This window comes from Tepidimonas taiwanensis (assembly GCF_020162115.1).
Classification (GTDB): Bacteria; Pseudomonadota; Gammaproteobacteria; order Burkholderiales; family Burkholderiaceae_C; genus Tepidimonas; species Tepidimonas taiwanensis.
This window is the reverse complement of sequence record NZ_CP083911.1, coordinates 2,511,717-2,530,466: the sequence shown is the minus strand read 5'-3', so window position 1 is coordinate 2,530,466 and position 18,750 is coordinate 2,511,717. Positions and strand designations below refer to the sequence as shown.

General features: G+C 69.6%; 15 protein-coding genes and 1 pseudogene. 11 read left to right on the top strand and 5 right to left on the bottom strand.

What is annotated here, in order from left to right; all coding sequences use genetic code 11:
• The first annotated feature begins 37 nt into the window (after positions 1 to 37).
• The 4 genes from LCC91_RS11955 to LCC91_RS11940 all read left to right on the top strand — a co-directional run bounded on the left by LCC91_RS11955 (position 38) and on the right by LCC91_RS11940 (position 3,479).
• Positions 38 to 673 carry a LemA family protein gene (locus tag LCC91_RS11955; protein WP_052231561.1) on the top strand — a complete coding sequence of 212 codons (636 nt, stop codon included), beginning with the start codon at positions 38 to 40 and terminating at the stop codon, positions 671 to 673.
• A 103-nt stretch (positions 674 to 776) separates the two neighbouring features.
• Entirely contained in the window at positions 777 to 1,682 is a 906-nt protein-coding gene (locus LCC91_RS11950) for a TPM domain-containing protein (RefSeq protein ID WP_399205892.1), read from the top strand.
• Positions 1,683 to 1,693: 11 nt separating this feature from the next.
• Complete coding sequence (locus LCC91_RS11945) at positions 1,694 to 2,221, top strand: TPM domain-containing protein (protein ID WP_224440944.1); 528 nt, start codon at positions 1,694 to 1,696, stop codon at positions 2,219 to 2,221.
• Positions 2,222 to 2,291: 70 nt separating this feature from the next.
• Positions 2,292 to 3,479, top strand: a complete 1,188-nt coding sequence (locus tag LCC91_RS11940) for a GGDEF domain-containing protein (RefSeq protein ID WP_052231373.1) — start codon at positions 2,292 to 2,294, stop codon at positions 3,477 to 3,479.
• On the opposite strand, the gene LCC91_RS11935 is transcribed toward LCC91_RS11940, so the two are convergent.
• On the bottom strand, positions 3,468 to 4,178 hold the full coding sequence (locus LCC91_RS11935; protein WP_082007442.1) for a response regulator transcription factor: 711 nt from the start codon (positions 4,176 to 4,178) through the stop codon (positions 3,468 to 3,470). The genes LCC91_RS11940 and LCC91_RS11935 overlap by 12 nt on opposite strands.
• Positions 4,175 to 6,193, bottom strand: coding sequence for a two-component system sensor histidine kinase NtrB (locus LCC91_RS11930; protein ID WP_043698741.1), 2,019 nt, complete (start codon positions 6,191 to 6,193; stop codon positions 4,175 to 4,177). Before LCC91_RS11930 ends, LCC91_RS11935 begins: the two co-directional genes overlap by 4 nt.
• A 20-nt stretch (positions 6,194 to 6,213) precedes the next feature.
• Here LCC91_RS11930 and LCC91_RS11925 point away from each other — a divergent pair, with 20 nt between their 5' ends.
• The 7 genes and pseudogenes from LCC91_RS11925 to LCC91_RS11895 all read left to right on the top strand — a co-directional run.
• Positions 6,214 to 7,239 (top strand): DctP family TRAP transporter solute-binding subunit, encoded by a 1,026-nt coding sequence (locus LCC91_RS11925; RefSeq protein WP_052231374.1) that lies wholly within the window; start codon positions 6,214 to 6,216, stop codon positions 7,237 to 7,239.
• Positions 7,240 to 7,365: 126 nt separating this feature from the next.
• Positions 7,366 to 8,346, top strand: a complete 981-nt coding sequence (locus tag LCC91_RS11920) for a TRAP transporter substrate-binding protein (protein ID WP_043698742.1) — start codon at positions 7,366 to 7,368, stop codon at positions 8,344 to 8,346.
• Positions 8,347 to 8,446: 100 nt separating this feature from the next.
• Complete coding sequence (locus tag LCC91_RS11915) at positions 8,447 to 8,977, top strand: TRAP transporter small permease (RefSeq protein ID WP_043698745.1); 531 nt, start codon at positions 8,447 to 8,449, stop codon at positions 8,975 to 8,977.
• A complete protein-coding gene (locus tag LCC91_RS11910; protein ID WP_043698746.1) occupies positions 8,974 to 10,257 on the top strand; it encodes a TRAP transporter large permease in 1,284 nt (427 codons plus the stop codon). Before LCC91_RS11915 ends, LCC91_RS11910 begins: the two co-directional genes overlap by 4 nt.
• A 311-nt stretch (positions 10,258 to 10,568) precedes the next feature.
• Positions 10,569 to 12,953, top strand: a complete 2,385-nt coding sequence (locus tag LCC91_RS11905) for an NADP-dependent malic enzyme (RefSeq protein ID WP_185974930.1) — start codon at positions 10,569 to 10,571, stop codon at positions 12,951 to 12,953.
• Between the two features lie 175 nt (positions 12,954 to 13,128).
• Positions 13,129 to 13,518, top strand: coding sequence for a ribonuclease domain-containing protein (locus LCC91_RS11900; protein ID WP_043698779.1), 390 nt, complete (start codon positions 13,129 to 13,131; stop codon positions 13,516 to 13,518).
• A gap of 51 nt (positions 13,519 to 13,569) precedes the next feature.
• Positions 13,570 to 13,965: pseudogene (locus LCC91_RS11895) on the top strand (barstar family protein); the annotation flags it as partial.
• A gap of 119 nt (positions 13,966 to 14,084) precedes the next feature.
• Here the strand turns inward: LCC91_RS11895 and rsmA are convergent.
• The 3 genes from rsmA to LCC91_RS11880 are packed head-to-tail and all read right to left on the bottom strand — an operon-like array spanning position 14,085 to position 18,731.
• A complete protein-coding gene (gene rsmA / locus LCC91_RS11890; protein WP_224440943.1) occupies positions 14,085 to 14,975 on the bottom strand; it encodes a 16S rRNA (adenine(1518)-N(6)/adenine(1519)-N(6))-dimethyltransferase RsmA in 891 nt (296 codons plus the stop codon).
• Complete coding sequence (locus LCC91_RS11885; RefSeq protein WP_043698752.1) at positions 14,972 to 16,321, bottom strand: peptidylprolyl isomerase; 1,350 nt, start codon at positions 16,319 to 16,321, stop codon at positions 14,972 to 14,974. Before LCC91_RS11885 ends, rsmA begins: the two co-directional genes overlap by 4 nt.
• Positions 16,314 to 18,731 carry an LPS-assembly protein LptD gene (locus tag LCC91_RS11880; RefSeq protein WP_156137208.1) on the bottom strand — a complete coding sequence of 806 codons (2,418 nt, stop codon included), beginning with the start codon at positions 18,729 to 18,731 and terminating at the stop codon, positions 16,314 to 16,316. Before LCC91_RS11880 ends, LCC91_RS11885 begins: the two co-directional genes overlap by 8 nt.
• Between the last annotated feature and the right edge of the window lie 19 nt (positions 18,732 to 18,750).

Below are 18,750 nucleotides of genomic sequence, written 5' to 3'. Positions count from 1 at the left end.
ATGGTGCCGTTGTCCACCATGACGTCAGGGGCACACCATGACAGCCGACCGTTCCCTTCCCAACGCCACCCGCCGCCGCTGGCTGGCGCTGGCGGTGGCCCTTCCTGCGGCCACCGCGCTGCCCGGCTGCGGCTACAACGAGTTCCAGCGACTCGATGAGGAGGTGCGCGCCGCCTGGGCCGAGGTGCTCAACCAGTACCAGCGCCGCGCGGACCTCGTGCCCAACCTCGTCGCCACGGTCCAGGGCGAAGCCGCCTTCGAGCGCGAGACGCTCACCCGCGTCATCGAAGCGCGCGCGCGCGCCACGGCGATCCAGGTCACGCCCGAGATGCTGCAGGACCCGCAGGCGATGCAGCGCTTTCAGGCCGCGCAGGGCGAGCTCGGCAGCGCGTTGTCGCGCCTGCTCGCGGTGGCGGAGCAGTACCCCAACCTCAAGGCCAACCAGGCGTTTGCGGACCTGCGCGTGCAGCTCGAAGGCACGGAAAACCGTATTGCGGTGGCGCGCAACCGCTATATCCAGGCGGTGCAGCGCTACAACACGCTGGCGCGCAGCTTCCCGACCAACCTGACGGCGATGGTGTTCGGCTACGCGCCCAAACCCGGCTTCGCGCCGGCGGACGAGGCGGCGTTGTCCACACCGCCCAAGGTCGAATTCCCCGCCCCCAGTCGTTGATGCCATGGGCGATGGTCCGCACGTAGGCGGGATGTCGGCCGTCGCGGTGGCGGGGGCGTGGTGCCCGTGTCGGGCCGGACGGGGATATGCGCCCGCATCGGCCTTGACGGCATCGTGGCGCATGGGCTGGGCCGCGTGGTGGGCGTGGCTGTTCGCGCTGTGGCTGGGGCTGGCGGGGGCGGCCGCGGCCCAGACGCTGCAACCGGTGCCGCCGCTCACCGCGCGTGTGATGGACCTGACCGGCACGCTCACCGCCGAGCAACGCGCGGCGCTCGAGGCGCGGCTCGCAGCGTTCGAGCGCGAACGCGGCAGCCAGGTGGTCGTGCTGATGGTGCCCACGACCGCGCCCGAGGACATCACGGACTACACCCAGCGCGTGGGCGACGCGTGGAAGATCGGCCGGCGCGACGTCGGCGACGGCGTGCTGCTCGTCGTCGCCAAGGAGGACCGCCGCGTGCGCATCGCGACCACCAAGGCCGTCGAGGGGGCGATCCCGGATCTGCTGGCCAGCCGCATCATCGAGCGCGCGATCGTGCCGCGCTTTCGGGCCGGCGACTTTGCCGGGGGCCTCGAGGCGGGGGTCGAGCAGATCCTGGCCGCGCTGGCGGGCGAGGCGCTGCCGTTGCCGGAGGCGCCGACCGGCGGGGGGAGTGACGACGCGGGCGCCGAGGACCTGATCGGCCTGCTATTCGGGCTGGGTGTGGTGGCCACGGTGCTGCGCGGCATCCTCGGGCGGGTGCTGGGCGCGTTCGTGACGGCGGTGCTGGCGGGGGTGTTGGGCACGGGGCTGAACCTGTCGCTGGGGTGGCTGGGGCTGCTGGTGCTCGCGGCGTTTCTGTTCGCGCTGCTCGGGGTGCGGGTCGGCGGCGGGGGATCGTGGCGCGGCGGCCGCACGGGCGGCGGCTGGGACGGTGGCTTCGGCGGGGGTGGGTGGAGCGCCGGGGGTGGCGGGTTCACCTCCGGGGGTGGGGGCAATTTTGGGGGCGGGGGCGCCTCCGGGCGGTGGTGAGCATGGGGACGATGGCCCGGTGGGGACGCCTGGTGCGCCACCTGTGGTGGGACGAGCGCGCCAGCCGCCGTTGGCTGGACGACGCCGCGGCCGAGCGGCTGCGCCACCGGGTGGCCGCCAGCGAGGCCCGACACCGGGGCGAGATCCGCGTCTGCGTGGAAGCGGCGCTGCCGCTTGGCTGGCTGTGGCCGCCGCCGGACGAGGCGGCGCTGGCCGCGCGCGTGCGCGAGCGTGCGCTGGCCTGGTTCGGCCGGCTGTGCGTCTGGGACACCGAGGACAACGCCGGCGTGCTGATCTACCTGCTGCTGGCCGAGCGGGCGATCGAGATCGTCGCCGACCGCGCGCTGGCGCGGCGCGTCCCGCCCGCGCATTGGCAGGCGGTCGTCGAGCGCTTGCGCGCGGGCTTGCAGACCGCCTCGCCTGAGGCGGCGCTCGCCGGCGCGATCGACGCCGTGGACGCCTGGCTGTGTCAGCACTTCCCCGCCGACGGGCAGCGGCCCAACCCGAACGAGCTCCCGGACGCGGTCGTGCGCGCATGACCGCACCTCCGGCGGGGGTTTTTGCGCGATACTCTGGTCACAAAGTACGCGCCTGCGCGCCCGTCCTGCCATGACCATCCCGCCCCCCGATGCGCCCGAGCGCGATGTTTTCGTTTGGGACGCCACGCTGATCACCGGCCTGGCGGAGGTGGACGCGCAGCACCACCGCCTGGTCGACCTCTTCAACGCGCTCAACCGCGCGCTGTTCCACAGCGCCACGCTGTCGGCCTCGGCGCAGCAGGCCGCGTTCGACGAGCTGCTCGCCTACGCGCACCGGCATTTCGAGGACGAGGAACAGCTGATGCGGGACGCCGGCGTGGACCCGCGCCACCGCGGTCTGCACGAGCGGCTGCACCGCGAGTTCGTCGAGCAGGTGCGCTCGATGTGGGACACACGCGGCCCGCTGCGCCAGCCGGCGGAGACCCTGATGGGGTTTTTGACCGCGTGGCTCGGCCTGCACATCCTGGGCGTGGACCAGTCGATGGCGCGGCAGATCCGCGCGATCCGCGCCGGCGCGGCGCCCGCCGACGCCTACGCCCGCGAAGAGCAGCACCCGGACCGCGGGATGGCCAACCTGCTGCGCATGATGGGGCAGCTCTACCACGTCCTGGCCGAGCGTAACCGCGACCTGCAGCAGGCCAACGCGACGCTGGAGCAGCGCGTGCGCGAGCGCACGGCCGAGTTGGAAGCCGCCAACCGGCGGCTGGAAGCGTTCTCGCGCATCGACGGGTTGTTGGGCATCGCCAACCGCGGCTACTTCGAGCAGCGCCTGCGCGAGGAGGTGGCGCGCCACGCGCGGCAGGGGCGGCCGCTGGCGGTGGTGATTTTCGATGTCGACCATTTCAAGCGCTACAACGACCACGACGGCCACCAGGCGGGCGACGCGTGCCTGCAGGCGGTGGCGCGGGCGTTGCGCAGCGAGATCTACCGCGAGCCGGACCTGCTGGCGCGCTGCGGCGGCGAGGAGATGGTCGCGCTGCTGGTCGACACCGACGCGGTTGGGGCGCGCCGCGTCGCGGAGCGGGCGGTGGCCGCGGTGCGTGCGCTCGCGCTGCCCCACGCCGATTCGCCGACGGCGCCGGTGGTGACGGTCAGCGCGGGCGTGGCGGCGCTGGTGCCGCTGGCCCCCGAAGACGGCCCCCACCTGGTGCAGCTGGCCGACGCGGCCCTCTACGCGGCCAAGCGGGCCGGGCGCAACCGCGTCGTCGTGGGCCACCTTGACGAAGCGGCGCCGGTCCAAGCGATTTCAAATACCTGAGGTCGAGGTCGTGGGGGCGGGGTGACCCTCCGCGAGGGCTTGGGTACCTGCAGGCAGTCCCGACGCGGGGGCGGCGGGGGGCTGCGGCCACAAGCCGTACCGCCCCAGTAGGTGGGCCAGCTCCAGCGCGGAGCCCACATTCATTTTCTGCAAGATATTGGCCCGGTGAAATTCGACCGTGCGCTCGGCAATGCCGAGCCGATCGGCGATATTTTTGTTGTAGCGGCCCTGCAGCACCTCGGCCAGCACGTCGCGCTCGCGAGGGCTGAGCTGATGCAAGGCTGAGCGCAGCTGCAGTGCGCGCAGCGCCTCGGGGCTGCTGGCGATCTGTAGCGCCCGCTGCACCTTGTCCACCAATGAGTTGTCCTGAAAAGGTTTTTCCAGAAAGTCCCAGGCGCCCTGTTTGACCGCTTGCACCGCCGTCGGAATATCGCCGTGTCCAGTGAGAAACAGGACCGGCCACGGACACTGCCACTGGCGCAGTTGTTCGAACACATCCAGGCCGCTCAGCGGAACCATACGGATGTCCAACAACACCACCGCGACCGGCCACGCAGTGCGCCGTGTCTGCGCCCAGTCGAGAAAGGCGTTGCCGTTGCTCCAAGCGCGCGACGGCAACGCGCGCGAGGCGAGCAGCCAGCACAGCGCGTCGCGCAGATCGGCGTCGTCGTCGACGATGTGGACTTCGGTTTCGGTCATGGCCTGTTCTCCGAGGGGGCAGCCTGCGGTAGCCACAGCGTAAACCGCGCGCCGCCGAGCAGCGGATCACGCCCCACGTCAATGCGGCCGCGGTGGGCTTCGACCACGGAGCGAGCGATGGCCAGCCCCATGCCCATTCCCCCCTCTTTGCGGGAAACGAAAGCCGTGAAGAGCGTGTCGGCGATGTCGGGTGCCACGCCGGGGCCGTTGTCGCCAATGGCAATACCGATGCGTTGGGCCTCGCGGTGCAGCGTCACGCGCACGCGCGCCTGTCGCTCTGATGTCGAGCCGACCGACGCCCAATGCACCGCATTGTCCAGGACGTTGCGCACCGCATGTTCCAGCCAGCCCGGGTCGGCCAGCACGACCGCTTCGTCTGCGGGCCAGTCGACGTCGATGCGCATGCGTGAGTCGGTGCGCGCTCGCTGCGCCTCGATCAAACGCCGCAAGAAGGGCTGTAGCGCCAACGGCCTGGCGTCCAATTCCCGGCGGCGGGCAAAGGCGTTGACCCGCTGCACGATCCGCCCGACTTTGTCCGCGAGTCCTGCGATGCGCTCGACCACCGCCCTGATCTCGTCGAGTCCGGGTGGTTGCGTGCGCAGTCGATTGAGCAGACCGTGGACAAACCCATTGAGCGCGCCCAGCGGTTGATTCAGCTCGTGGGCCAGGGTGCTGGCCATCTCGCCCACCGCCACCAGTTGACCCAGCGCCTCCAACCGCTCTCGGTGCAGGGCTTCGAGCCGCTGCGCCTGCTTGCGCTCAGTGATGTCGAGTACCGCACTCATCCACCCGATTTGCCGACCCTTGGTATCGAGCAAGGCCGACTCGTGCACCAAAACGTCCACCCGGTGGCCGTCGCGGTGGCGAAACACCAGCTCCACCCCGGCAGCCGGGGTGCCGGCCCGGCGCAGTTCCCCGTGCAGGGCGCTGAGTTCGTCGTGCAACTCGTCCGGCCAGTAGGGCAGTGGGGCCGCGCGACCGAGCAGCTCCTGTGGGCCATAGCCAACGAGCTCACAAAACGCCCGGTTGACATAGCGGATGCGCCCCTCCATGTCCCACACCCGTAGGCCAGTACGCACGGCACTTTCCATCGCGCGCCGAAAGGCCACCTCAGCCTGCAGGGCTTGTTGCGCTTGCTGGCGTGCACGCATGCCCCGCAGCATGGCCCACGCCGCGGCCCCCAGCGCCAGCAGCAATACCAGCGCCAGCAGCAGCAATCCCCGTGGCACGGCCGGTGTCGGGACGTCCAGCGGCTTCACCGACAACACGAGCGGTGCGCCAGGCAGGTCGAGTACGGTGCGGATCCCATCTCCTTCACCGTCATCCGTCATGTGTGGTGCGCCGGTCTGTGTGACGGAGACCTGGTAACGGGCGGCATACCAGGGCGGGACGACCGCGGCCAGCACCGCCGGCCAGTCGATTCGGGCCGCCACGAGAACAGCACTGGTGTCGGTGGCCGACGCCGGAACCGCCAGCCACCCGTGTGACGAGGGTTGACCGATGCCGTCGCGCATGGGCCCAACGTAGCTGGGCCGGCCAAAGGCTTGCGTCGCGGCACGTAGGGTATCCAAGGCTGCCGCGTTGTCCGGGTGCGTCAGACGGTCGGCATCCATCGCCGCGACAGCCGGGCCGACGGCTTGCGGGGCCCACCAACCCCATGCCGTCACGGCCTGTGTGTCGCGCAACAGCGCCCCGGCAAAAGCGGAGGGATCGGTGGTCTCGCTGGGGGGCTGTGTTGCCAAGTGTGTCAGATCACGCTCGAGGCGTTGCAGGTGAAACGCCAGCGCCCGTTGCAGCCATGCCGCATCGGCGCGATATTGGCGCAGGGCTTCCTCATGCTCGAAGCGGCGCACCACCGCCACCAGCGTGATCGCCACCACCAGCAGTGCCAGACTGAGCACGACGAGCGCGGCGATCCAGCCGGAGGGCAGCCCCGCATCACGCGCCGGTGCGGGCGACCACTCCCAGCCCACGGCGTCCGACGACAGCGTGGCATCGGTTGGTGACGCATTCATGTGCGTATAGCATACGCTGCATGGTCGCACCGCACGGCTCTCGAGGTCTGACGCGCCGCCGCTGGACGGTGGCGGTGGGCGTGGCGGGGGTAGTGGGGCCTGCCGTACTGCGGGCGCAGCCGCGCCTGCGCTTGCGGCTGGCGCACGTGGTGGCGCCCGATACGCCCAAGGGCTTGATGGCCACCCGGCTGCAGGCGTTGCTGGCGCAACGCAGCGAGGGGGCTGTCGTTTTGGATGTGTATCCGAACGGCTCGCTCTACAGCGACGCCGACGAGCTGGAGGCACTGCAGTGGGGGGCCGTGGAGTTGTTGATCCCGTCGCTGTCCAAGTTTGGGCGTTTGGGCACGGCCGTGTTCGAGCTGTTCGATTTACCGTTTTTGTTCGCCGACCGCGCCGCGGTGCGGCGTGTGGTGGAGGGTGAGTGGGCGCGCGAGCTGTTCGAGCCGCTGCAACGCCATGGATTGTTGGGTCTGGGCTTTTTGGACAACGGCTTCAAGCACATGAGCGCCCGCACCCATCCCTTGCGCGAGCCGCGTGACTATCGCGGGCTGCGCATGCGGGTGCAACCGTCGCTGACGATCGCGGCCCAGATGCGTGCACTGGGTGCATACCCCGTGATGATGGACTTTGCGGCCACGCGTCATGCCTTGGCCCGCGGCGTGGTGGACGGCACGGAGAATCCGCTGACCAACTTTTGGTCGGGTCGCATGCACGAGGTGCAGCGTCACCTCACACTGAGCGCGCACGGCTACCTGGGCTACGCGGTCGTGGCCAATGCGACATTTTGGGCGCACCTGCCACAGCCGGAGCGTCGCCTCATCGAGGTCGCGCTCGCCGATGCCATCGCCTTTGGCAACGCGATGGCCTTGCAGCAAGAGCAGCGGGCCTTGCAGGCCTTGCGCGACGATGGCCGGATCCAGCTCCACTATCCCAGTCCGGAGGAGCGGGAGGCGCTGCGGCAAGCGATGGCCCCGGCCGATGATGCGCTGGCCGCCCGCATCGGGCCCCGTTGGGTACGGGCAATGCGGGAGCGGGCGCAAGCCTAGGGTTTTCCCGAATGTGGAACGCCACAGTTGTGGCGTTGCTCCCTCTGGCGATAAGGTTCGCGCGCCGCGGGCAGCGCGACTGGGCTGCGCCGCGCAAGTCATGTGGGTCACAAAGGAGCAACTGCGATGAAAGTGTGGAAACTGTTGCTTGGCGCGGCGGCGCTGGGTTTTGCGGTGGCGTCGTCGGCTGGGCCGATCGTTGTCAAATTCAGCCACGTGGTGGCGGACGTGACCCCCAAGGGTCAGGCGGCGCTCAAGTTCAAGGAACTGGCCGAAAAGAAACTGCCGGGCAAGGTGGAGGTGCAGGTCTTCCCCAACAGCCAGCTCTTCGGTGACGGCAAGGAGATGGAGGCGCTGCTGCTGGGCGACGTGCACATCATCGCACCCTCGCTCGCCAAATTCGAGAAGTACACGCCCAAGCTGCAGGTGTTCGACCTGCCTTTCCTGTTCAAGGACATGGCCGCGGTGGACCGCTTCCAGGCCAGTCCGAAGGGCCAGGAGCTGCTGCGCTCGATGGAGAAGAAAGGGATCCTGGGGTTGGGGTACCTGCACAATGGCATGAAGCAGCTATCAGCCAACAAGCCGTTGTACCTGCCCAGCGACGCCAAGGGGCTCAAGTTCCGCATCCAGGCCTCGGACGTGCTGGAGGCGCAATTCAAGGCGGTCGGGGGGGTGCCGCAGAAAATCGCTTTCTCAGAGGTCTATCAGGCGCTGCAAACCGGTGTGGTGGACGGCACCGAAAACCCCTGGTCCAACATCTACAGCAAGAAGTTCCACGAGGTACAAGAGTACATCATGGAATCCGACCACGGCGTGCTCGACTACATGGTGATCACCAACGCCAAGTGGTGGAATGGTTTGCCGGCCGATATCCGCCAAGGGCTGGAAGCCGCCATGAAAGAGGCCATCGCCTACGGCAACGAGGTGGCGGCCAAGGAAACGGACGACTTCCGTGCCAAGGTCATCGCCGACAAGAAGACGCAGGTCATTCAGCTCACGCCGCAGCAGCGCGCCGCGTGGCGCGAGGCGATGCTGCCAGTGTGGAAAAAGTTCGAGTCTGAGATCGGCAAGGACGTCATCGACGCGGCGCTGGCGTCCAACCGCTGATCAGCCGGATCTCCCTGTGCATGGGCGAAGGCCTCCGCGTCGCCGCGCGTGCGGCGGCGACGCGGGGGGTTCTTGCACCCCGTTCCGAGGACATGCAGAGATGAAGTGGTTCGATCGACTGGAGGAGTGGGTCATTGGCGTCTTGCTGGCCGCCATGACGGCGCTGACGTTCGTGCAGGTGGTGCTGCGCTATGTGTTCAACACTGGGCTGACTTGGGCGCAGGAGCTCACCAGCGTCTTCTTTGCCTTCATGATTTTTGCCGGGCTGGGTTATGGGGTGCGCGTGGGCGCGCACATCGGGGTCGATGCCGTGGTGCGGCTGCTCGGTCGCGGCCCGCGCCGCGCCGTCTCGATCGTGGCGGTGCTGCTGTGCTTGGGGTATTGCGCGCTGGTGCTGGTCGGCTCCAGCGAATACGTGCTCAAGATGCGCGACATCGGCGTGGAGCTAGAGGACCTGCCCATTGAGCGCTGGCAGGTGTTGATCGTGTTGCCGCTGGGGTTTGCCTGGTTGGCCTGGCGGTTTGTGCAGGTGTTGTGGGGGTTGTGGAGCGGGCGGCTCGATAGTCTGCACTTGGCCGATGAGTCGGCCGAAGCGCTGAAACTGCGTGCCCAGGAGGAGAATCGCGCATGAGCACGGCCGTCTTGTTTGCGACACTGTTCGCCCTGATGCTGATGGGCATCCCGATCGCCGTCAGCCTGGGGTTGGCCAGTTTGGTGACGATCGCGTTGTTCTCGCAGGACTCGCTGGCGTCGCTCTCCATCAAGCTGTTCGAAACCAGCGAGCATTACACGCTGCTGGCCATCCCGTTTTTCGTGCTCGCCGGTAACCTCATGAGCACCGGCGGGGTGGCGCGGCGCATGGTCAACTTTGCCATCGCGGCCGTTGGCCACTTGCGCGGCGGGCTGGCGATTGCGTCGATTCTGGCATGCATGCTCTTTGCGGCGGTATCGGGCTCCAGTCCCGCGACGGTCGTCGCGATTGGTTCCATCGTGATTGCCGGCATGGTGCGTGCGGGGTACCCGCAAGCGTTTGCGGCGGGGGTGATTTGCAATGCGGGCACGCTGGGGATCCTCATCCCGCCCTCCATCGTGATGGTGGTGTACGCCGCAGTGACCGAGGTGTCCGTGGGGCGTCTCTTCATGGCGGGGGTAGTGCCAGGCATTCTGCTGGGCCTGATGCTGATGGTGGCCGTATGGTGGCGGGCGGGACGTCTGCAAATCACGCACCCACCGCGCGCGTCCGTTACCGAGGTGCTGCGTACCCTGCGCGAGTCGGCCTGGGGCTTGATGCTGCTCGTCATCATCATGGGGGGCATCTACGGGGGTATCTTTACCCCCACCGAGGCGGCCGCGGTTTCTGCCGTTTACGCGCTGCTGGTCGCGATGTTCATCTACCGCGATTTGCGGTGGCGCGACTTGCCGCGCGTTTTCGTGGAGTCGGCCAAAACCTCGGTGATGCTGATGTTCATCGTGGCCAATGCGTTGCTGTTTGCGCACGTGCTGACGACCGAACGCATTCCGCAGACGATTGCCGAGCACATCCTGGCCTCGGGCATGTCGCCGTGGATGTTCTTGTTGGTGGTCAACGTCCTGTTGCTGGTGGCTGGCAATTTCATGGAGCCCACCGGGATCGTGTTGATCCTGGCCCCGATTCTGTTCCCGATCGCGACCCAGATGGGCATCGACCCGATTCACCTGGGCATCATCATGGTGGTCAACATGGAAATCGGGATGGTGACGCCGCCCGTGGGACTGAACCTGTTTGTCACCAGCGGCATCACGGGCATGAGCATCGTGCAGGTGGTGCGGGCGGCGTTGCCGTGGTTGTCGGTGCTGCTGCTGTTCCTGGTGCTGGTGACGTACGTGCCCGCCATCAGCTTGGCGCTGCCCAATGCCATCTTTGGGCCCTGAGCAATAGGCGCCATACCCGGGACGTCGGACCACCGCGGGTGGACACGGCGCGATCGGGATGGGGTGCCCGGGCCGTCGTGCATCGTACGCCCCCCCGTTCTTGCCCGTTGCGGTTTTCCACCCGTGACGAGTGCGGGGCAATGGTCTCGTCTGCGCCGGGGACTGGGCTCGCGCGTGGAGGCGTGTCGCGGCGGTCGACCCCTACAATGGGGCGGCCGTCCCTGGAGTAGACGCGCTGGAGTAGAAGTCTCCGCGACAATTTGGCGGATCTGCCCGCAGCGCTGGGCGTCCGCTCGCTGGAGTAAATGAACATGACGGAATCTGCATCGGACAAGCGCGCGCAGTTGCAGCGCGCCGCGCTCGACTATCACGCATACCCCACCCCCGGCAAGCTGGCGATCGCGGCGACCAAGCCGCTGTCCAACCAGCGTGACCTGGCGCTGGCCTATTCGCCGGGTGTGGCCGCCCCGTGCGAGGCGATCGTCGCCGACCCGGCCGACGCGTTCCGCTACACCGGCCGCGGCAACCTGGTGGCGGTCATCACCAACGGCACGGCGGTGCTCGGCTTGGGCGACATCGGGCCGTTGGCGGCCAAGCCGGTGATGGAAGGCAAGGCGGTGCTGTTCAAAAAGTTCGCCGGCATCGACGTCTTCGACATCGAGATCAACGAGAAGGACCCGGACCGGCTCGTCGACATCATCGCCGCGCTGGAGCCCACCTTCGGTGGCATCAACCTGGAGGACATCAAGGCCCCGGATTGCTTCTACGTCGAGCGCCGGCTGCGCGAGCGCATGAAGATCCCGGTCTTCCACGACGACCAGCACGGCACCGCGATCGTCGTCGGCGCGGCCATCCTCAACGGGCTGAAGGTGGTGGGCAAGGACCTGAAGCAGGTCAAGCTCGTTACGTCTGGGGCGGGTGCAGCGGCGCTGGCTTGCCTGAACCTGCTGGTCAAGCTCGGGCTGCCGCGCGAGCACATCTGGGTGACGGACCTGGCCGGCGTCGTCTACGAGGGGCGCGCCGAGCTGATGGACCCGGACAAGGCGCAGTTCGCGCAGAAGACCGACGCGCGCACGCTGGCCGAGGTGATCGAGGGCGCGGACGTGTTCCTGGGGCTGTCGGCGGGCGGCGTGCTCAAGCCGGAGATGGTGGCGCGCATGGCCGCGCGGCCGCTCATCCTCGCGCTGGCCAACCCGACGCCCGAGATCCTGCCGGAGCAGGTGCGCGCGGTGCGCGACGACGCGGTCATGGCCACCGGGCGCAGCGACTACCCCAACCAGGTCAACAACGTCCTGTGCTTTCCGTACATCTTCCGCGGCGCGCTGGACGTGGGCGCGACCACCATCACCGACGAGATGGAGATCGCCGCCGTGCACGCGATCGCCGAGCTGGCGCAGGCCGAGCAGAGCGAGGTGGTGGCGCAGGCGTACGCCGGTGAAACGCTGGCGTTTGGGCCGGAATACCTGATCCCCAAACCGTTCGATCCGCGGCTGATGATCAAGATCGCCCCGGCGGTGGCCGAAGCGGCGATGCGCAGCGGCGTCGCGCAGCGCCCGATCGCCGACCTGGACGCCTACCGCGAGCGGCTGCAGAGCTTCGTCTTCGCCTCCGGCACGCTGATGAAGCCGGTGTACGCGATTGCCAAGCGCGCGCAGCACAAAAAGGTTGCCTACGCCGAGGGCGAGGAGGAACGCGTGCTGCGCGCCGCGCAGGTGGTGGTCGACGAGGGGCTGGCGCGGCCGACGCTGATCGGCCGCCCCGCGGTGATCGCGCAGCGCATCGAAAAGTTTGGCCTGCGCCTGCGCGAGGGCGTGGACTACGACGTCGTCAATGTCGAGTACGACCACCGCTACCGCACCTTCTGGCAGGAGTACCACCGCCTGATGGAGCGCCGCGGCGTCACCGAGCAGATGGCCAAGATCGAGATGCGTCGGCGCTTGACGCTCATCGGCGCGATGCTGCTTCGTCACGGCGACGTGCACGGGCTCATCTGCGGCACCTGGGGCGTGCCGACCATGCACTTGAACTATATCGACCAAGTGATCGGTAAACGCCCTGGCGCGCACGTGTACGCGGCAATGAACGCGATCCTGCTGCCCGGGCGGCAGGTGTTTCTGGTCGACACCCACATCAACCACGACCCGAGCGCCGAGCAGCTGGCCGAAATCACGCAGATGGCCGCGCGCAAAATCATGCGCTTTGGCATCACGCCCAAGGCGGCGCTGCTGTCGCACTCCAACTTCGGCTCGTCCGACCACCCGAGCGCCGTCAAGATGCGTCAGGCGCTGGCCCTGCTGCGCGAACAGGCGCCGTGGCTGGAGGTGGACGGCGAGATGCACGGCGACGTCGCGCTCGACGCCGCCATGCGCGCGGCGATCATGCCGCGCAGCACGCTCACCGGCGAGGCCAACCTGCTCGTCTGTCCCAACATCGACGCGGCCAATATCGCCTACAACCTGCTCAAGACCGCCGCGGGCGGCAACATCGCGATCGGCCCGATGCTGCTGGGCGTGGCCAAGCCGGTGCACATCCTGACGGCGAGCTCCACCGTGCGGCGCATCGTCAACATGACGGCGCTGACGGTGGCCGAGGCCAACGTCGGCCCGCGGGCTGTGGGGGCGTCGGCGGGTTCGCTTGGAGCGGACGATGCCGGTGGCACCCGAAGTGCGACCAGCGTGATGCCGGGCGAGCCCTGATGCCGTGGCATCGGCCTGTGGTGCCGCACCACAAACCCGAGGGTCTGTCAAGATCTTGCAATCGCGCGGTGCTTCGGGCACACTTGCGCGCTTGATTTCAGGGTTTACCCCAAGCGTGGATCGGTGGTGTGACGGGTGGCGCCGGCGCGGGTCGGCGGGCGGTGTCGGTCGCTGGCTGGCGGCCGCGGTGGCGTGGCTGCTGGCGGGGGTGCTGTGGGGCACACCGGCGGCGGCCCTGGCCCGCAGCGACGCGCCCGCGGCCGACGCCGTAGCGATGGCAACGGTCGCGCTGGCCGAGCTGCCGCCCGAGGCGCGCACCGTCTGGCGCCGCATCCACCAGGGGGGGCCCTTTCCGTATGACAAGGACGGTACGGTGTTCTTTAACCGCGAGCGATTGCTGCCGCCGAACAAGCGCGGGTACTACCGTGAATACACGGTGCCCACGCCCGGGCTGACGCACCGGGGCGCGCGGCGCATCGTCTGCGGGGGGTGGCAGCCGACCACGCCCGACGCCTGCTACTACACGGCCGACCACTACGCGAGTTTTCGCCGCATCGTGCCGTGACGGCAGCGCCGGACCTTTAGACCTTTTCTTGCTTCTTTTCGCCTCACGACCATGGAACAGCCGCTGCGCAACGTGCGACCCAATATCGTCCAGTCGATCCGCGCCTTCACGGTCAAGGACCTGCAGGCCGCGGCGGAAGCGCTGGGCCACCATTTTCTGTACGCCAACCTGGCCACGGCGCTGAACAAGCAGGACATCCTGGAGCTGATCTCCAAGCAGTATCAGCTCCCGCCGCACAACGGCAAGAACCTGGACGCGCTCTACGATCTGCTGACGGACGCGGTGCACAAGTCGGGCCCGCAAACCGGCTTCGTCGTCGTGCTGGAGCACATCCCGACCAGCCCCAAGTTCGACAAGGAGGCGCGCGAGCAGCTGCTCGACGTCTTCCGTGACGTGGCGGATTTCTGGGCCGAGCGCAAGGTGCCGTTCCGCTGCTTCTACTCGTTCTCGGTGGCGCGCGCGCCCAAGCCCGCCGACCTCGAATCGTGCGACGAGCCGCTGCTGACCGACAAGCTGGTCGACGTCAGCCCGCAGGCGCTGCGCATGAGCAGCCCGTTCAACGCCGGCTACTGGCTCAGCGCCGCCTGATCGCCCGTCGGCGCGGGCTGCAGCGCCCGCGCCAGCGCCACGTACTCGGCCACGGGCACTTCCTCGGCGCGGCGCTGCAGGTCGAACGCGCCGCCGTAGCCGCGCGCGTCCAGCCAACGCCCCAGCGTGTGGCGCAGCAGCTTGCGCCGCTGCGAAAACGCCACCTGCACCAGTTCTTCCAATAGCGCCGCGTCCACCGCGGCCGGCTGCGCCCACGGCTCCATGCGCACGACGGCGCTGTCGACCTTCGGGGGCGGATCGAACGCCTCGGGCGGGACGCCGAGCACCGCCTCCATCGCGTAGCGCCACTGCAGCATGACGCTGAGCCGCCCGTAGGCGGCGGTGGCTGGCGCGGCGACCATGCGGTCGACCACCTCCTTTTGCAGCATGAAGTGCTGGTCGCGCACCCGGTCCGCCCAGCGCAGCAGGTGAAAGAGGATCGGCGTGGAGATGTTGTACGGGAGGTTGCCGACGACGCGCAGCCGGGCGCGGCGGCTCCCCGGCGCGGCTTGCCCGACCGCGTCGCCCGTCCCGACCGCGCCCGCGGCAGCCGCACAGCGGTCGGCCAGCGCGCCGAAGTCCACCGTCAGCACGTCCGCCTCGACCACGTCGAGCTGCGGGTGGCGGCGCAGGCGCGCCGCGAGGTCGCGGTCGAGCTCGACGACCGTCAGCCGCTGCAATCGCTCGACCAGCGGCTGCGTCAGCGCCCCGAGACCCGGGCCGATTTCCACCACGCAGTCGCCGGCCTCGGGGTCGATCGCGCGCACGATGGCGTCGATCACCGCCGGATCGGTCAGGAAATGCTGGCCGAAGCGCTTGCGGGCGCGGTGCCCGTGCGCGTCGCCCAAGGGGGGGTGAGCGCGGGTCACTGCGGCGGCTCGCGGTATTCGATGTAGGCCCGGCCGCGCTGTTCGCGCAGCGCGTCGGCGATGGCTTCCTCGGCCTTGCGCTGGCGCAGCAGCGCGCGCACCGCGTCGCGCATCTCGGCCGGGCTGCGTTCGACCTCGCGCCGCTCCAGCACCTGGATCAGGTGCACGCCGAAGCGCGAGGCCACCGGCGCCGACACCTCGCCGGGGGCGAGCGCGTCCATCGCCTGTTCGAACTCGGGCACGAACAGGCCCGGCACGGCCCAGCCGAGCGCCCCACCGTCACGCGCCGACGTGTCTTCGCTGACCTCGCGCGCGGCGTCCTCGAAGCGCACCTGCCCGCTGACGATGCGCTCGCGCAACGCGCGCAGCCGGTCGGCGGCCACACGCTGGCTTGCTTCATCGGTGGCGCGCAGCAGGATGTGGCGCACGCGGGTTTGCGTCACCGTCGGGTCCGGCAGTTCCGCGTCGCGCTTGGTCAGGACCTTGAGCACGTGGAACCCGGCCCCGCTGCGCAGCGGCCCGGCCACGTCGCCCGCGCGCAGCGGGCGCACCGCCTCCCAGAACAGCGTCGGGTAGCGGTCCGCCGGGCGCAGGCCCAGGCGCCCGCCGTTGGCCGCCTCCGGGGCTTTCGAGTGGCGTTGCGCCAGCGCCGCGAAGTCCTCACCCGCGCGGGCGCGCCGGGCCACCTCGTCCGCGAGTTCCCGGGCGCGCGCGACCTCCTCCGCCCCCGCGTTTTCCGGCACCGGGATCAGAACCTGCGCCAGCTCCAGCGCGATGCGCGCCGGGGCGGCGCTGCCCTGGCGCTCGCGCAGGAAAGCGTCGATGTCCGCCTCGGTCACGCGGGCACGGTTGGCCTCGCGCTCGCGCAGCCGCTGCAGCGTCAGTTCGTTGCGCAGCTGGGTGCGGAAGGTGGTGGTCGTGAGCCCCGCCTGCGGCAGGCGCTGGCGCAGCTGCTCGACCGACAGCCCGTTGCGCCGGGCCACCTCGGCCTCGGCGGCGTCCACCGCGGCGTCGTCCACCCGGATCCCGCTGTCCTGGGCCCACTGCAGCAGCACGCGCTCGTCGATCAGCTGCTCCAGCGCCTCGCGCGCCAGCGCCGCGCGCTCGGCCGGGGTCGGTGCCGCGCCGCGCTCGACGCGGGCCAGCCGCGCGCGCACGTCGGACGCGGTGATCGGCTCGCCGTTGACCAGCGCGACGATGTGGTCGGCGCTGACTGCCGCGGCCGCGGTGCGGGGCTGCGCGAAGCCGGGGGCGCCGGGGATGGCCAGGAGGGCCGCGCACAGCAGGGGCAGCGCGGCACGGGCAAGGGGCAGCGCGGCACGGGCAAGGGGCGTCGGGCTATTCATAGCGTTGGAAGCGGCTGGGGGGGTTGACGTCTTCGCGCAGGTACTGGTAGCGCGGTATCTGCGTGCGCAGGGTCTGCAGCGGGTTGCTGCCCAGGCGCGAGAAGCCGGAAAACTCGAGCTGGAACAGGATGCGCTGGTTGGCGCTGGTGCGGCTCTGCTGCAGCCGCTCCACGACGACGCGGCCGATCCAGCAACCCGCGTCGTATTCGAAGCCGGCGACCAGGTCGACGATGCGCCGGTCGGTCAGGCTGTAGTTGAGGCGCCCGACCCCGTACCACTGCTGGGGCCCGAGCGCGCGGCCCGGCACGGGGGTGAGGTCGCGCTCGCCCCACAGCGCCGCCAGCGGCCATTGCCAGCCGATGTCGAGCTGGCGGCTGGGGGCCGCGGTGGTTTCGTTGTTGCGGTAGGCGACACTGAGCACCCGGTACGGCCCCGGCAGGTAGCGCGCCGACAGCAGCGTGCGCACCGAGGTGCGGCGCGCCACGTTGTACTGCCACGTGCCCCCGAACGACCACTGCGGCGTCCAGTTGACGGTGGCACCGATCAGGATGTCGCTGCGGCCCTCGGCGGCGGCACCTTCGTTGGGCAGCGTCACGCGCTGGTCGCGCAGCCGCAGCCGCTGCGCCAGCCCGACGGTGGCCAGCTCCGCGCCGCTGTCGGGGGCGTAGAGCCGGCTCGTCACGCCGTAGGTGATCGCCTGCAGATCGGCGATGCGGTCGTGGCCGCCGTACGGGTTGGACGAGAAGATCGTTGCCAGGTTGAAGTCGTAGGCGGCGCTGTCGTACACCGGCAGCAGCCGCTGGTCGCGGTACGGCGTGGTGCTCAGCACCACGCGCGGCTCCAGCGTCTGCACGACGGCACGGTCGAAGAGCCGGGTGTCGCGCTCGAAAATCAGCCCCGCGTCCACCGACGCCGTCGGCAGCGCAACCGATACCTGCTGCCGCCCGTCGCCGAGTGGCTGCTCGAAGCGGTACTGCCGCGCGTGCCATTGCAGCCGCGGCTCGATGTACCAACCAGGGGCTTCCCAGCGGCGGCTCAGCCGCAGCACGCCCAGCGCCCGCGTCCCATCGAGATCGGTACGCTGGTCCCCTGCCGAGACGCCGTCCCAGACGGTGGGCGTGCGCCGCGTCGCAAACCGCGTCACGTCCAGCTCAGCCTGCAGCCGCCAGCCGTCCAGCCCCGCCAGCGTCAGCGCTCCGGGCTGGTAGCGCAGTGCCAGCGACGGCAGCCGGTCGTACGGCGCGACGATCTGCTCGGCATTGGCGGGTACCAGCGTCGAGGCCGCCCCGAGCGTCTGCCAGCGCTGCGCCAACAAGCTGTACGACCACGGGCCACTGCCGCCGCTGAGCGCCACCTCGTTGGCCAGCAGCCGCTGCGCGAGGTTGGTGATCACGCTGGTGCGCGGGAAGTCGCGCCAGTAGTCGTCGTCGCTGACGCGGTTGAGGTTGAGCCGCAGCCCGGCCCCCGGCAGCCAGTCGAGCTCGGGCAGCGCGTGCTGGTGCTGAAGCGCGTAGGCCCAGCGGTCGCGGTCGCGCAGCCGGTCGTTGCCCATCCACGCCCCGCGCAGCTGTCCGGCGTAAGTGCGCGCCAGGTAGCGGTATTCGCCCCCCAGGTCCAGCCCGCGCTTGGTCATCAGCGTCGGGTACAGCGTCGCGTCGCGGTTCGGGGCGAGGTTGAAGTAGTACGGGACGGTGGTCTCGAAGCCGCTTTGGCTGTCCAAGTTCAGGGTTGGCGGCAGCACGCCGCTTTTGCGCGCATCCGACAGGGGGAAGCTGATCCACGGTGCGGCCAATATCGGCACGCCCTGGAACTCCAGCCGCCCGCCGAGTGCCACCCCGGTGTCGGTGGTCTGGTCGAATTGCACCTGGTCCGCCGTCACGGCCCACGCCGGCGCCCAGCGGCCCCCGGGCGGGCGCTCACAGGTGCTGTATTTCACGTCGTGCGCGACGGCCCGGTGCTCGTCGAGGAAGTCCACCCGGCTCGCCTCACCCTGCCCGCCGGTGCGCAAAAACTGAAAGCGTACGTTGTCGAATCGACCCTCGAAGGTGTCGAGTTTGAGCTGCAGCCGATCGCCCTCGTACACGTCGCCCTGGCGGTTGACCCGCACGCCGCCGCTGGCGACCGCGGTGTCGTCGGCGGTCGTGTGCTCCAGCCGCTCGGCGCGCAGCGTCACGTCGTGCCGGCGCAGCACCGCGCCGCCTTCGACCACGGTGCGCTCGTCAGTGCGGCCGTGGATGCGCGCCCCCTCCACCACGGTCGGCGTTTTCCCCTGCACGGTGGGCGGCAGGCGCTCCTGCAGCGTCAGCGACGGCTCCAGCACCAGCGGCTGCGCCCCGGCGGCCCCGGCCACCCCGGCGGCCAACCCCAGCCACCCCATCCACCGGCCACCGCGCAGCGAAGCGCGCGGCACGGGCACGCGGCGGGGGAGC

Excerpts from the sequence above, each read along its gene's own strand:
- LCC91_RS11935 (WP_082007442.1), bottom strand. The coding sequence starts at position 4,178 with ATGACCGAAACCGAAGTCCACATCGTCGACGACGACGCCGATCTGCGC.
- LCC91_RS11905 (WP_185974930.1), top strand. The coding sequence starts at position 10,569 with ATGACGGAATCTGCATCGGACAAGCGCGCGCAGTTGCAGCGCGCCGCG.
- LCC91_RS11945 (WP_224440944.1), top strand. The coding sequence starts at position 1,694 with ATGGCCCGGTGGGGACGCCTGGTGCGCCACCTGTGGTGGGACGAGCGC.
- LCC91_RS11915 (WP_043698745.1), top strand. The coding sequence starts at position 8,447 with ATGAAGTGGTTCGATCGACTGGAGGAGTGGGTCATTGGCGTCTTGCTG.
- LCC91_RS11925 (WP_052231374.1), top strand. The coding sequence starts at position 6,214 with ATGGTCGCACCGCACGGCTCTCGAGGTCTGACGCGCCGCCGCTGGACG.
- LCC91_RS11940 (WP_052231373.1), top strand. The coding sequence starts at position 2,292 with ATGACCATCCCGCCCCCCGATGCGCCCGAGCGCGATGTTTTCGTTTGG.
- LCC91_RS11885 (WP_043698752.1), bottom strand. The coding sequence starts at position 16,321 with ATGAATAGCCCGACGCCCCTTGCCCGTGCCGCGCTGCCCCTTGCCCGT.
- LCC91_RS11955 (WP_052231561.1), top strand. The coding sequence starts at position 38 with ATGACAGCCGACCGTTCCCTTCCCAACGCCACCCGCCGCCGCTGGCTG.
- LCC91_RS11920 (WP_043698742.1), top strand. The coding sequence starts at position 7,366 with ATGAAAGTGTGGAAACTGTTGCTTGGCGCGGCGGCGCTGGGTTTTGCG.
- LCC91_RS11910 (WP_043698746.1), top strand. The coding sequence starts at position 8,974 with ATGAGCACGGCCGTCTTGTTTGCGACACTGTTCGCCCTGATGCTGATG.
- LCC91_RS11930 (WP_043698741.1), bottom strand. The coding sequence starts at position 6,193 with ATGAATGCGTCACCAACCGATGCCACGCTGTCGTCGGACGCCGTGGGC.